Origin of the sequence: Methyloversatilis sp., from assembly GCF_030698125.1 — a bacterium.
Lineage (GTDB): Bacteria > Pseudomonadota > Gammaproteobacteria > Burkholderiales > Rhodocyclaceae > Methyloversatilis.
In genome coordinates this window covers 291,742-304,757 of the sequence record NZ_JAUYNV010000025.1, presented here as the reverse complement: position 1 = coordinate 304,757, position 13,016 = coordinate 291,742, and the positions used below count along the sequence as shown (strand labels likewise).

Sequence of the window (13,016 nt, the reverse complement as noted above, 5' to 3'; positions counted from 1 at the left end):
CATGATCGAACTTGGCGTCAATATCGACCACGTTGCCACATTGCGCCAGGCGCGCCGCACCTACGAGCCGGATCCGGTGTGGGCCGCCGTGGAGGCGCATCTGGGCGGTGCCGACGGCATCACCGTGCATCTGCGCGAAGACCGTCGTCACATCCAGGACGACGACGTGCGCCGGCTGCGCGATCTGGTGCACATCAAGCTCAATCTCGAAATGGCGGCCATCGATGAAATGGTGGGCATCGCCTGCAACCTCAAGCCCGAGATGGCCATGCTGGTGCCGGAAGGGCGGCACGAGGTGACCACCGAGGGCGGGCTGGACATCGTGTCGCAGGAAGAGCGTCTGCACGGCGTGGTCGGGCGCCTGCGCGACGCCGGCATCGTCACCAGCGTGTTCATCGACGCCGAACTGCCGCAGATCGAAGCAGCGGCGCGTATCGGTGCCCAGGTGTGCGAGGTGCACACCGGCCCGTACGCGCATGCCTTCCACGGTTTCGGCCGCGATCGCGAATCGCAGCCGGTGGCGGTCGAACTGGACAAGGTGCGCGCTGCCGGCAAGGCGATCCGCGATCTGGGCATGCGCTTCAACGCCGGTCACGCGTTGAACTACGCCAATGTTCAGCCGGTGGCGGAGCTGCCGGGCGTGCGCGAACTGCACATCGGTCATGCCATCGTCAGCCGTTCGGTGTTCGTCGGCCTGCGTGAGGCGGTGCGCGAAATGAAGCAACTGATGCGAGAGGCGGCGGGGAGGGTGGCATGATTTTCGGTGTGGGCACTGACCTGTGCAGCATCGCGCGGCTGGAACGGCTGGTCACGCGCAATGGCGAAGCGCTGGCACGGCGCATTCTGGCCGTGTCCGAAATGGTTGAATTCGAGCGCGCGCGCGAACCGGCACGCTTTCTCGCCAAGCGCTTCGCCGCCAAGGAAGCGCTCGGCAAGGCACTTGGCACGGGGGTGCGCGCGCCGGTGCTGCTGCGCTCGATCGCCGTAACGCACGACGACCTCGGCAAGCCGGTGTTCCTGTTCGACGAGCTGCTGATGCAGTGGCTGGAGCAGCGTGGTCTGCATCCGCATCTGTCGCTGTCGGACGAAGTCGCGTACGCGCTGGCTTTCGTCGTGGTCGAGCGCACGGAGACCGCAGCATGAGACACGCCCCTCCCGGCCCGGTCATGCTCGACGTGGCCGGCTTCGAACTGGACGCCGAAGACCGCGAACTGCTCGCCCATCCTTCGGTCGGCGGGCTCATCCTGTTTGCCCGCAACTTCAGCGACGCACGCCAGCTCGCCGCGCTGACGGAAGCCATTCACGCCGTGCGCACACCGCCGCTGCTGATCGCGGTCGACCACGAGGGCGGTCGCGTACAGCGTTTTCGCAGCGATGGCTTCACCCATCTGCCGGCGATGCGCACGCTGGGCACACGCTACGAAGCCGATGCCACCGCAGCGCTGGGCGAAGCGCGCGCCGCCGGATTCGTGCTGGCCGCCGAACTGCGTGCGCTGGGCGTCGATCTGTCATTCACGCCGGTGCTCGATCTCGATTTCGGTGCCAGCGCCGTCATCGGCGACCGTGCCTTTCACGGCGATCCGGCCATCGTCGCCGCACTGGCCGGTGCACTGGCAGAGGGGCTGCGCGCGGCCGGCATGAAGTCGGTCGGCAAGCACTTCCCCGGTCACGGCTTCGTCGCCGCCGATTCGCATGTCGCCATCCCGGTCGACGAACGCGATTTCGACACGATCTGGCGCACCGACATCCAGCCCTATCTGCAGCTGGGCCGGCAGATCGATGCCGTGATGCCGGCGCACGTCATCTACCCGGCAGTCGATGCGCTGCCGGCGGGTTTCTCACGCAAGTGGGTGCAGGACATCCTGCGCGGCCGGCTCGAATTCGACGGCGTGGTGTTCAGTGATGACCTGTCGATGGAGGGTGCATCGGTCGTCGGTGACGTCGTCGCGCGCGCGGAAGCGGCGTGGGACGCCGGCTGCGACATGGTGCTGGTGTGCAATGCACGAGATCAGGCGATCCGGCTCATAGACGGCTGGCATCCGGCGCCCGACGCCGAGCGCAGCGCGCGCGTCGCGTCGCTGCTGCCGAAGCAGCCGTTCGGCGACCGTACGCAGCTCGCGCAGGACACACGTTATCGCGATGCGCTCGATCAGGTGCAGCGGCTCACCGCCTGACCGGCCGGCCGTGAAGTCCCGCATGCCGGCCCGATGAGCGTGTTCGACGCCAGGACCTATCTGCAGACGCTGAGCGAGGCGCCCGGCGTCTATCGCATGATCGGTGCCGACGAAGAAGTGCTCTACGTCGGCAAGGCGAAAAACCTGAAGCGGCGCGTGTCGTCGTATTTCCAGCGCACCGCGTCGAGCCCGCGCATCGGCATGATGGTGTCGCAGGTGCAGCGGGTCGACACCACGGTCGTGCGTTCGGAAGCTGAAGCGCTCATCCTCGAAAACAACCTCATCAAGAGCCTGCGGCCGAAGTACAACATCCTGTTCAGGGACGACAAGTCCTACCCCTACATCAAGCTCACGCAGGATGCGTTTCCGCGCATCGCCTTCTTCCGCGGCACGGTGGGACGCGATGCGCGCTATTTCGGGCCGCTGCCCAGCGTGTGGGCGGTGCGCGAAACGATACAGCTGGTGCAGCGCGCCTTCCTGCTGCGCACCTGCGAAAACAGCGTGTTCGCCAACCGCTCGCGGCCCTGCCTGCTGCACCAGATCCACCGCTGTTCCGCGCCCTGTGTCGGCAAGGTGTCGAAGGCCGATTACGACGAGGATGTGCGGCTGACCAGCCTGTTCCTGAGCGGGCGGCACAGCGAAGTGATCGACCGGCTGTCCGACCAGATGAACGCTGCCGCCGAGGCGCTTGCGTTCGAGAAGGCGGCCCAGGTGCGCGACCAGATCAAGGCGCTGAGCCGTGTGCTGCACAAGCAGTACGCCGACAGCGCGCGCGACGAGGATATCGACATCGTGGTCGCGGTCGAGCGTGACGGCACCGCCTGCGTCAATCACGCCATGGTGCGCGGCGGTCGCCACCTGGGCGATCATGCGCATTTCCCGGCTGCCGGGCAGGGCAGCGAAGCCGACATGCTGTGTGCCTTCCTTGCCCAGCATTTCGCCACCCAGCCGCCGCCGGGTCGTGTCATCGTGAATGTGCTGCCGGACGACGATGCCGAAGCGCCCATCCCCGGCACGGCGCTCGCACTGGCGCGCAACGAGCGCGAGCGCGCCTGGGCCGACATGGCGCTGAAGAACGCCGAGATCGCGCTGCGCGTGAAGCTCGACGCCGGCGCGCGCGCCACGCACCGTGTCCGGGCGCTGGTCGAGGCGCTGGAGCTGGATGTGGCCCCCGAGCGCATCGAATGCTTCGACATCAGCCACACGATGGGCGAAGCCACGGTGGCGTCCTGCGTCGTGTGGGCAAACGGCGCGATGCGCAACAGCGAATACCGCCGCTACAACATCGAAGGCGTGACCCCCGGCGATGACTACGCCGCGATGCGCCAGGTGCTGACGCGCCGCTACGAGAAGGTGGTCACCGGCGAAGGCGTGCGGCCCGATCTGGTGCTGATCGATGGCGGCAAGGGGCAGTTGGGCATCGCGGTCGAGGTGATGATCGAACTCGGGCTCGATCTGCCGCTGGTCGGCGTGGCCAAGGGCGTGGAGCGCAAGATGGGTGCGGAAGAGCTGATCCGTCCGGGCGTCGAGGCGGGGCTGGTGCTCGGGCCGGAACATCCGGCGCTGCACCTGATCGCAGAAATCCGTGACGAAGCACACCGTTTTGCCATCGCCGGCCACCGTGCGCGGCGCGAAAAGAAGCGGCTCACCTCGACGCTGGAAGACATACCGGGCATCGGTCCTGCGCGCCGCAAACGACTGCTGACAACCTTCGGCGGACTGAGCGGCGTGCGCAATGCCACGGTCGAAGACCTGTGCCGAGTCGAAGGCATCAGTCGCAAACTGGCCGAACAGATACAGCGGCAGTTAAACTGACTCCATGTTCACCGTACCGACCGCGCTCACCTGGGCGCGCATCCTGCTGATTCCCCTGTTCGTCGGTGTCTTCTTCCTGCCCGAGCGTACGCTGGTGATGGCCGACAAGAACCTCACCGCAACGCTGGTGTTCGTCATCGCCGCGGTGACCGACTGGCTCGACGGCTACCTCGCGCGCACGCTGAACCAGACCACCGCCTTCGGTGCCTTCCTCGATCCGGTGGCCGACAAGCTCATGGTGGCTGCGGCATTGATCATGCTGGTCGAGCTCGACCGTACCAGCACGGTCATCGCCTTCGTCATCATCGGTCGCGAAATCACCATCTCGGCGCTGCGCGAATGGATGGCCAAGGTCGGCGCATCACGCAGTGTCGCAGTGTCGATGATCGGCAAGATCAAGACGACCGCGCAGATGACGGCCATACCGATGCTGCTTTATTACGAACCGCTGCTCGGCATCGACATCGCGTTCATCGGCCGCTGGCTGATCTGGATTGCGGCGGTGCTCACCGTCTATTCGATGGTCTATTACATGCGCCGCGCCTGGCCCGAACTGCGCGCGCGCAAGGCGCTATAGGGGGAGTCTTGCCGAGCCGGCGAAATTGTTCGCCCCATGTCTTGACAGGTTTCCTGCCAGACCTATAATGCGCGCCTGTCTTGCGGGAATAGCTCAGTTGGTAGAGCGCAACCTTGCCAAGGTTGAGGTCGCGAGTTCGAGTCTCGTTTCCCGCTCCAAGATTTGAAAAAGGGGAAGTTTGTCTTCCCCTTTCTGTTTGCAGCCCTTCGGACGGGCTGCACCACCGGCGAGGTGGCAGAGTGGTCATGCAGCGGCCTGCAAAGCCGTGGACGCCGGTTCGATTCCGACCCTCGCCTCCAGTACATCAGTCGGACGACCCGCCCGGGTCACCCGCAGCGCGGGAATAGCTCAGTTGGTAGAGCGCAACCTTGCCAAGGTTGAGGTCGCGAGTTCGAGTCTCGTTTCCCGCTCCAGCATGACAAAAAAAGGGAAGCTTGCTTCCCTTTTTTTCGTTCACGGTACGACGTCCTGACGTCTCGCTATGTCGCCGGTCTGCGCCTCCGGGCGTGCCGCACGACGATGATGGCCAGCGTGATGGCGGTCAGTGGCAGGGCGATGGTCTGCATCACGAAGGCGTAGTCGCCGAGCGCGTCGTGGTCCTTGGCGGCCATGATGACGTATAGCGTATAGGCGATGTAGTAGGCGAAGAACACCCCCCCTTCCCAGCGCGCGATCAGGTTGCCGGTCATGAAGATGGGCAGGCAGGCGATGGCGACAGCGGTCATCACCGGGATGTCGAAAGCCAGCATCGAAGGCGGCAGCGTAAGCGCACTCGGTGCCACCATCGCCGACACGCCGAGCGCGCCCAGGATGTTGAAGGTATTGCTGCCGACAACATTGCCCACCGCGATGTCGCGCTGGCCGCGCAGCGCCGCCGTGACCGACGCGGCGACCTCGGGCAGCGAGGTGCCGGCAGCGACAATGGTCAGGCCGATCACCGCTTCGCTCAGGCCCAGGTAACGCGCGAACACGATGGCCGCTTCGACCAGCAGGTTTGAGCCGAGTACCAGCAGGCCCAGGCCGGCCAGAATGAGTACGATCTGCACCGGCAGCTTCGAGTCCCAGCCGGTTGCGCTCTCACCCATGCTTTCCGCGTATTCGTCGTCGAGTGCGTCATGCTGCGCCTTGGTCTGGCGGCGGCTCTGCACGATCAGGAAGGTGGTGTAGCCAATCATCAGCGCGACGAAAATCGCGCCGTCAAAAAACGATACGCCGCCATCCAGCGTCAGTGCGGCGAACAGCAGTGATACGCCGATCATGATCGGCACTTCCTGGCGGATGAGCTGCTTGTCGACCAGCAGCGGCGTGATCATCGCCGACAGACCGAGGATGAACAGCACGTTGAAGATGTTGCTGCCGACAACATTGGCGACCGCCATGTCGGTCTTGCCGTTCCAGGCCGACTGCACCGACACCGCCAGTTCCGGCGAACTGGTGCCGAAGGCGACGATGGTGAGCCCGACCACCAGCGGCGAAAGGCCGAAGGACAGCGCCAGTTTCGAGGCGCCGCGCACCAGCAGCTCGGCGCCTGCGATCAACGCGACAAGGCCGAGGCCGAACAGCAGGAAAGTCATGTAGTCGTATCCATAGAATTCAAGGCCGCTCAGACCACGTCCATGGCCGAGGGTTGCAGGGCGGTCCGCCAGACAAGCAGCTTGTCGGTTGCCGACAGGCCGGCGTGGGCCGGGCTGGTTGATGGCAGTCTGAGCATTTCGACCGGGCGAATGTGCGGCATCACGTCGCGCCGGAAGCAGGTTTCGGCCAGCGCGCCATTGAACAGCACGCGACGGATGCCGGCGTGGCACGCGAGAAACGTAACGAAGTCGTTCGCCTGGGCCGAGCGCAGATCGATCGCCGAATCGAGGCTGCCGCGCCGCTCGCAGCTCGACAACACGTCCCACAGCGCGAGGCCGGCGCGGGTCAGCACGGCCAGCCGTTCGGCGTAGGGCAGTGCGGGGTGAGCACCGACGAGCGTGCCCATGATGGACCAGAACTGGTTGCGCGGATGCGCGTAGTACTGGTTGGCGTCCAGCGATGCCGCTCCGGGCATCGAGCCCAGGATGAGGACGCGCGCGGTGGCCGGATCGGCCACCGGGGCGAAGCAGCGGATGCAAGCGCCGTCCGGCATCACTTGTTCAGCACGGCCGCCAGTTCGCGGCGATAGTGGCGCACCAGCGGGTGGTCGCTGCCGAGCAGGTCGAACAGATCGATCAGCGTGCGCCGGCCGGCATCGTCGCCGAAATCGCGGTCGCGTCTGACCACTTCGAGCGCCTGCTTCATCGCGCCCTCCCAGTCTTCTTCCGCTGCGTGCAGTGCCGACCATTCGAGGCGTGCAGCCAGATCGTCCGGATTGCGCGCGATGCGCGCCGCGTAGTCGTGGTCGGCATCTCCGGGCTGGCGTCGCGCGACCGCGATGCGCGCGTACAGCGTGCCGATGCGGGCGCGGTCCGTCATGTCTTCCGGCAGCGCGTCGAGTGCAGCCTGGGCTTCGTCGAGCCGGGCCTGCGCAATCAGCGCCTCGACCCGGCCGAGCATGGCCGGTTCGAACAGCGGATCGAGGCCGAGCGCGGCCTCGTTCAGCGCCAGCGCGGCATCAGCATCACCGCGCAGCAGCGCGGCGCGCGCTTCATCGCAGGTCGGTTCTGCCGGCGACGGCAGCAGGGCGTCGACGAATTCGCGCAGTTCGCGATCCGGCAGCACGCCGGTGAATTCATCCACCATCACGCCGCCGACGAAGGCTTTCACATTCGGAATGCCACGTACGCCGAAGCGGCGCGCCAGTTCGGGGTTGTCGTCCGAGTTGATCCTGGCCAGGCGCACCCGGCCGGCGTAGCTGGCGGCCAGCGCTTCGAGCCGCGGCGTCAGCGCCTGACAGGGCTGACACCAGGGCGCCCAGAAATCGACCAGCACCGGCATGCGCTGTGACATGTCGATCACATCGCGCTGGAAATTGGTCAGGGTGACTTCGATGACGTCGCCACCTGTCGCGTCGGGGGCGTCGGGATGCATGTTCATTCCTTGTGAAAATCGTCGATCCGGACTGCAGTCTGCAGCCCGCAGCTTCAGATGCCATGGAGCATACAAACATCAAGCCCGGGCGGGGGGCCGATGTTGCGCCGGGGGCGTGCGAGGACGTCGTTCCCACAGGAACAGCCCCACAGGCTCCGCGGCAACCCTGCGCCCTGGGCGGTAACGGCCCGCGGGCCGTCCGCAAGGGCACGCTGACTGCGCCTCGCGCGAACTGCGAACAAAACGCCGGCGCAACGATCCGACTGCGGTGATCGGTGCCCCCTATATATAATTGCGAATTCGGATCCGCGTGGCGGTGTCCGGCGTCCTTTCCTCCAGTTTCCCCTCATGACCCTCATTCTGAAGCTCCGCGGTACCCCTGCCTTTTCCGAGGCGCGTCTGGCACGCCTGGCCGACGACTGTCGCGCGACGGTCGGCAAGGTGCGCGAAATGCGCGCGACGCAGCACTTCTTCGTCGAATGCAGCGCAGCACCGGGCGCTGGCGAGTTGGCGCAGCTGCACGCGCTGCTGGCCGCCGAACCGGCGGTCACGCCGGCTGCGGTTGCGCTGCTGGTGACGCCACGGCTGGGCACCATTTCGCCCTGGTCGTCGAAGGCAACCGACATCGCGCGCAATTGCGGCCTGACCAGCGTGCTGCGCATCGAGCGCGGTGTGCTGTACGAAATCGAGCTGTCACGCGGCCTGCTGGGCGCGGCGTCGCTCGACGCGACCGAGCGCGCGGCGCTGTCGGCGAAGCTGCACGACCGCATGACCGAATCGGTGCTGGGCAGTCTTGACGACGCCGATGCGCTGTTCAGCCATGTGCCGCCGCGTCCTCTGGTCAGCGTGGCGCTCGGAGACGGTGACAAGGAGCAGGGCCGCGCCTCGCTGGTGCACGCCAACAGCGCACTCGGTCTGGCGCTGTCCGACGACGAGATCGACTATCTTTTCGCGGCGTATTCGAAGCTCGGCCGCGACCCTACCGACGTCGAACTGATGATGTTCGCGCAGGCCAATTCGGAGCACTGCCGGCACAAGATATTCAACGCGAGCTGGAACATCGACTACGCGACGCAGGAACTGAGCCTGTTCGGCATGATCCGCGAAACCCACCGCGCGACCCCGCAGCATACCGTGGTGGCGTATTCGGACAATGCGGCGGTGATTGAAGGCGCAACGACTGCGCCGGTCGACCGCTTCTACCCGGACCGCGACGGCCGCTGGGGCTGGCATGCCGAGTCGATGCACTTCCTGGCCAAGGTCGAGACGCACAACCATCCGACCGCGATTTCACCATTTGCCGGCGCTGCGACCGGCGCCGGCGGCGAAATCCGCGACGAGGGCGCGACCGGCCGGGGTGCAAAGCCCAAGGCGGGGCTGGCCGGATTTTCCGTTTCCAACCTCAACATTCCGGGCTTCGAGCAGCCGTGGGAGCGGGTCGACGGCGAGCTTTACGGCAAGCCCGAGCGCATCGCCTCCGCGCTGCAGATCATGATCGACGGTCCGCTGGGTGCGGCTGCATTCAACAACGAATTCGGCCGGCCCAATCTCGCCGGCTACTTCCGCACCTTCGAACTGTCCTTCATGGGCGAGATGCGGGGTTATCACAAGCCGATCATGATCGCCGGCGGCATCGGCAACATCAGCGCGCGCGACGCGCTGAAGATCGTGTTTCCGGCCGGTACAAAACTGATCGTGCTGGGCGGCCCGGCCATGCTGATCGGACTGGGTGGCGGCGCGGCGTCGAGCATGACCACCGGCACCAACACCGCCGACCTCGACTTTGCGTCGGTGCAGCGGGGCAACCCGGAAATCGAGCGCCGCGCGCAGGAAGTGATCGACCGCTGCTGGCAGATGCAGGACGACAACCCCATTCTTGCGGTGCACGATGTCGGCGCCGGCGGTCTGTCGAACGCACTGCCCGAACTGGCCCACGGTGCCGGTCACGGCGCGTGGTTCGATCTGCGCGCCATCCTGAGCGAAGAATCGGGCATGAGTCCGGCCGAGCTGTGGTGCAACGAATCGCAGGAGCGTTACGTGCTGGCGATCGCGCCCGAACGCGTTGATGACTTCCGTGCGCTGTGCGAGCGCGAGCGCTGCCCGTATGCCGTGCTCGGCGAGGCGACGCCGGACGGTCAGCTCACGGTCGAAGATCCGCACTTCGGTACGAAGCCGGTCGACATGTCGATGGACGTGCTGCTCGGCAAGCCGCCGAAGATGCACCGTACCGTGCAGCGCCGCCCGGCCTTCGCGCCGCCGATGGACGTCGCCGGCTATGACCTGAAGGACACCGCCTACCGCGTGCTGAGCATGCCGTCGGTCGCCAGCAAGTCCTTCCTGATCACCATCGGCGACCGATCGGTCGGCGGCCTGACGGCGCGCGACCAGTTCGTCGGCCCCTGGCAGATGCCGGTGGCCGATGTGGCCGTGACCAGCGCAGGGTTCAGCGGCTACCAGGGCGAAGCGTTCGCGATGGGCGAACGCACGCCGGTGGCGCTGCTGAGCGGCCCGGCTTCCGGCCGCATGGCGATCGGCGAGGCGATCACCAATCTTGTCGCCGCCGACGTGCGCAGCTTCGACCGCATCAAGCTGTCGGCCAACTGGATGGCCGCGGCCGGTCACAAGGGCGAAGACGCCGCGCTGTTCGACACGGTGAAGGCCGTGGCGATGGATTTCTGCCCCGGACTCGGCCTGTCGATTCCGGTCGGCAAGGACAGCCTGTCGATGAAGACGCGCTGGACCGCAGGTGAGGGGGATGAGGCGAAGCAGAAGGAGGTGGTGTCACCGCTGTCGCTGGTCATCACCGCGTTTGCGCCGGTCGGTGACGTGCGCAAGACAGTCACACCGCAGCTGCTGATCGACCCCGAAGTCGACACCGAACTGCTGTTGCTCGATCTCGGCCAGATGAAGAACCGCCTCGGCGGCTCGGCGTTTGCCCAGGCCTATGGCGTGGTGGGCGAACACGCCCCGGACGCCGACGCGGTGCTGCTGGGCCGCTTCCTGCCGGCGATCAACCGCCTGCGCGACGAAGGCTATCTGCTGGCGTATCACGACCGCTCGGACGGCGGCCTGTTCGCCACCCTGTGCGAAATGGCGTTTGCATCGCGGGTCGGCCTGTCGATCAACCTCGACACGCTGGCCTACGACCCGCTGCTGGTCGACGTCGATTCGCTGGCCAAGAAACCGGACGCCGTGCGCGGCCGCTTCAATGACCGCACCTTCTCGGCGCTGTTCGCGGAAGAACTGGGCGCGGTGATCCAGATCCGCGTCGCGGAGCGTTCGAAAGTGATGGATGTGCTGCGCGAAGCCGGACTGTCCGGCGTCACGCACGGCATCGGCAGCCCGAATGACCGCGACGAAATCCGTCTGTGGCACAACGCCAAGGTCATCTTCAGCGAAGCGCGCAGCGATCTGCTGAAGGCGTGGAGCGAAGTCAGCCACCGCATCGCCGCACTGCGCGACGACGCGAGTTGCGCCGAAGAGGCGTTCGCGCTGCTCGACGACAAGGATGACACCGGCCTGTTCGCTGCGCTGACCTTCGATCCGCAGGAAGATATTGCAGCGCCCTTTGTGAGCAGCGGAAAGCGGCCGAGGATTGCCATCCTGCGCGAGCAGGGCGTGAACGGCCAGGTCGAAATGGCGGCCGCCTTCGACCGCGCCGGCTTCGAAGCGCACGACGTGCACATGTCCGACCTGATGGCGGGACGCGTGAAACTGGCCGACTTCAAGGGTCTGGCCGCCTGCGGTGGTTTTTCATACGGCGACGTGCTGGGCGCCGGCGCCGGCTGGGCCAAGTCCATCCTGTTCAATGCACAGCTGCGCGACGCCTTCGCCGAGTATTTCAACCGCGAAGACACGTTTGCACTGGGCGTGTGCAACGGCTGCCAGATGATGAGCCAGTTGCGCGACATCATTCCGGGCGCGGCACACTGGCCGCGCTTCGAGCGCAACCGCTCGGAGCAGTTCGAGGCGCGCTTCACGATGGTCGAACTGGTCGAGTCGCCTTCCATTTTCTTCCGCGGCATGTCCGGCTCGAAGCTGCCCATCGTGGTGTCGCACGGCGAAGGGCGCGCAGTGTTCGACGACCTGCAAGCGCAGTCGCTGGCCCGGGTCGCGATGCGCTACATCGATCACGACGGCAAGGTCGCGACGCGCTATCCGCGCAACCCGAACGGCTCGCCCGACGGCATCACGTCGGTCACCACGGATGACGGCCGAGCCACCATCCTGATGCCGCACCCGGAACGCGTGTTCCGCACCGTTCAGATGAGCTGGCACCCGGAGCACTGGGGCGAAGACAGCCCCTGGATGCGCATGTTCAGGAATGCGCGGGTGTGGGTGGGCTGAGCGCCGCGCCCGGAACCATGAAGGAGCCGGCCGTGAGCCGGCTTTTTCGTTCCGGTGGATATCGGCGGAGCAGGGTGGTGGTGGCGGGAGCTGATGACCTTCGCAGGCACCTGATGCACGGCTGATCGCCTGCAGGGCAGGCTCCTACCTGGACGCATCGTCGGCCGTCGCTTGCGCGTTCGCCAACAAGGCTTCGAAGGCGAGGGCGGCCGGGCTGATCGGGCGTTCGGGCAGGCGGATGCGGTAGAGCGTGCGCTGTATCGCGGCCCCGCCCGGGTGCAGACGGCGTATGCGGCCCAGTGCCAGCTGGTCGCGCGCACAGATGCGCGGCACCATGCCCAGACCGCGTCCCGCCGCCACGGTCTGCACGATCGCCTCATTGCTGCCCACCTCTATCGTGCGTGCCGGCGTCAGCCCCATTTCATCGAGCACACGGTCGGTGGCGGCGCGACTGCCGGAGCCGCGTTCACGCACGATCCAGCTGTGATCGGCCAGATCGGCCGGCCGCAGGGCGCCGCCGGTCGGCAACTCGGCATCGCGCGGCGCGATGATCACCATTTCGTCGCGGCGCCAGACGCGGCGGTTCAGTCGCGCATCGTCCACATCGCCTTCGACCAGTGCCACGTCGATCCGGCACTCCAGCAACAGATCGGCGATCTGCCGCGTGTTGCCGCTGATCACCTGCAGTTCGACCTGCGGATGGCGGGCGTGGAAATCGACCAGGAAGGGCGGCAGCCAGTAGGTGGCGATGGTGGTGCTGGCGCCTATGGTCAGCCGCCCGCGTTCGAGCGAACTGTAGGCGCGGATGGTTTCGGTCGCCTCCCGTTCGAGCGCCAGGATGCTGCGCCCGTATTCGTACAGCGCGCGGCCCGACTCGCTTGGCTTGAATGTTTTGCCACGGCGGTCGAGCAGCACGGTTTCGAGCTGCGATTCGAGCTCACGCACCGCCTTCGATACCGCAGGCTGCGTGATGTTCAGCCCTTCGGCCGCGCGGGAGAAGCTCTGAACTTCGACGACCTTCACGTAGATGCGCAGAAGATGCAGGTTCATGCATTACCCAAGGTAATCGAACAGTGATTTGCATGATATAGAAG

The 13,016-nt window shown here is 66.1% G+C and carries 10 protein-coding genes and 3 tRNA genes; 9 read left to right on the top strand and 4 right to left on the bottom strand.

The window, feature by feature from the left end; genetic code table 11:
• Position 1: 1 nt before the first annotated feature.
• The 8 genes from Q8Q80_RS11135 to Q8Q80_RS11100 all read left to right on the top strand — a co-directional run bounded on the left by Q8Q80_RS11135 (position 2) and on the right by Q8Q80_RS11100 (position 4,979).
• On the top strand, positions 2-757 hold the full coding sequence (locus tag Q8Q80_RS11135; RefSeq protein ID WP_305632972.1) for a pyridoxine 5'-phosphate synthase: 756 nt from the start codon (positions 2-4) through the stop codon (positions 755-757).
• Positions 754-1,143: a holo-ACP synthase gene (gene acpS / locus Q8Q80_RS11130; RefSeq protein WP_305632971.1), complete on the top strand. Its 390-nt coding sequence runs from the start codon at positions 754-756 to the stop codon at positions 1,141-1,143. Before Q8Q80_RS11135 ends, acpS begins: the two co-directional genes overlap by 4 nt.
• A complete protein-coding gene (gene nagZ, locus Q8Q80_RS11125; RefSeq protein WP_305632970.1) occupies positions 1,140-2,174 on the top strand; it encodes a beta-N-acetylhexosaminidase in 1,035 nt (344 codons plus the stop codon). Before acpS ends, nagZ begins: the two co-directional genes overlap by 4 nt.
• A gap of 33 nt (positions 2,175-2,207) precedes the next feature.
• On the top strand, positions 2,208-3,989 hold the full coding sequence (uvrC, locus tag Q8Q80_RS11120; RefSeq protein ID WP_305632969.1) for an excinuclease ABC subunit UvrC: 1,782 nt from the start codon (positions 2,208-2,210) through the stop codon (positions 3,987-3,989).
• Positions 3,990-3,993: 4 nt separating this feature from the next.
• Positions 3,994-4,566 (top strand): CDP-diacylglycerol--glycerol-3-phosphate 3-phosphatidyltransferase, encoded by a 573-nt coding sequence (pgsA, locus tag Q8Q80_RS11115; RefSeq protein ID WP_305632968.1) that lies wholly within the window; start codon positions 3,994-3,996, stop codon positions 4,564-4,566.
• 82 nt (positions 4,567-4,648) lie between these two features.
• A tRNA-Gly gene (locus Q8Q80_RS11110) sits at positions 4,649-4,724 on the top strand.
• Between the two features lie 67 nt (positions 4,725-4,791).
• Positions 4,792-4,865 (top strand) — tRNA-Cys (locus Q8Q80_RS11105).
• A gap of 38 nt (positions 4,866-4,903) precedes the next feature.
• Positions 4,904-4,979 (top strand) — tRNA-Gly (locus Q8Q80_RS11100).
• 66 nt (positions 4,980-5,045) lie between these two features.
• Here the strand turns inward: Q8Q80_RS11100 and Q8Q80_RS11095 are convergent.
• Genes Q8Q80_RS11095 through Q8Q80_RS11085 form a run of 3 tightly spaced genes read right to left on the bottom strand, consistent with a single transcriptional unit; the run spans position 5,046 to position 7,575 of the window.
• Complete coding sequence (locus Q8Q80_RS11095) at positions 5,046-6,140, bottom strand: calcium/sodium antiporter (protein WP_305632967.1); 1,095 nt, start codon at positions 6,138-6,140, stop codon at positions 5,046-5,048.
• Positions 6,141-6,169: 29 nt separating this feature from the next.
• Entirely contained in the window at positions 6,170-6,694 is a 525-nt protein-coding gene (locus Q8Q80_RS11090) for a DNA-deoxyinosine glycosylase (protein ID WP_305632966.1), read from the bottom strand.
• Positions 6,694-7,575, bottom strand: coding sequence for a tetratricopeptide repeat protein (locus Q8Q80_RS11085; RefSeq protein ID WP_305632965.1), 882 nt, complete (start codon positions 7,573-7,575; stop codon positions 6,694-6,696). Before Q8Q80_RS11085 ends, Q8Q80_RS11090 begins: the two co-directional genes overlap by 1 nt.
• 348 nt (positions 7,576-7,923) lie before the next feature.
• Between Q8Q80_RS11085 and purL the strand changes: the two genes are divergently transcribed.
• Positions 7,924-11,922 (top strand): phosphoribosylformylglycinamidine synthase, encoded by a 3,999-nt coding sequence (gene purL / locus Q8Q80_RS11080; protein ID WP_305632964.1) that lies wholly within the window; start codon positions 7,924-7,926, stop codon positions 11,920-11,922.
• A gap of 144 nt (positions 11,923-12,066) precedes the next feature.
• On the opposite strand, the gene Q8Q80_RS11075 is transcribed toward purL, so the two are convergent.
• On the bottom strand, positions 12,067-12,972 hold the full coding sequence (locus Q8Q80_RS11075; protein ID WP_305632963.1) for a LysR family transcriptional regulator: 906 nt from the start codon (positions 12,970-12,972) through the stop codon (positions 12,067-12,069).
• Positions 12,973-13,016 lie beyond the last annotated feature (44 nt).

Coding starts and splice junctions, on each gene's coding strand:
- purL (WP_305632964.1), top strand. CDS start 7,924: ATGACCCTCATTCTGAAGCTCCGCGGTACCCCTGCCTTTTCCGAGGCG.
- Q8Q80_RS11135 (WP_305632972.1), top strand. CDS start 2: ATGATCGAACTTGGCGTCAATATCGACCACGTTGCCACATTGCGCCAG.
- uvrC (WP_305632969.1), top strand. CDS start 2,208: ATGAGCGTGTTCGACGCCAGGACCTATCTGCAGACGCTGAGCGAGGCG.
- Q8Q80_RS11085 (WP_305632965.1), bottom strand. CDS start 7,575: ATGCATCCCGACGCCCCCGACGCGACAGGTGGCGACGTCATCGAAGTC.
- pgsA (WP_305632968.1), top strand. CDS start 3,994: ATGTTCACCGTACCGACCGCGCTCACCTGGGCGCGCATCCTGCTGATT.
- Q8Q80_RS11075 (WP_305632963.1), bottom strand. CDS start 12,972: ATGAACCTGCATCTTCTGCGCATCTACGTGAAGGTCGTCGAAGTTCAG.
- acpS (WP_305632971.1), top strand. CDS start 754: ATGATTTTCGGTGTGGGCACTGACCTGTGCAGCATCGCGCGGCTGGAA.
- Q8Q80_RS11095 (WP_305632967.1), bottom strand. CDS start 6,140: ATGACTTTCCTGCTGTTCGGCCTCGGCCTTGTCGCGTTGATCGCAGGC.
- Q8Q80_RS11090 (WP_305632966.1), bottom strand. CDS start 6,694: ATGCCGGACGGCGCTTGCATCCGCTGCTTCGCCCCGGTGGCCGATCCG.
- nagZ (WP_305632970.1), top strand. CDS start 1,140: ATGAGACACGCCCCTCCCGGCCCGGTCATGCTCGACGTGGCCGGCTTC.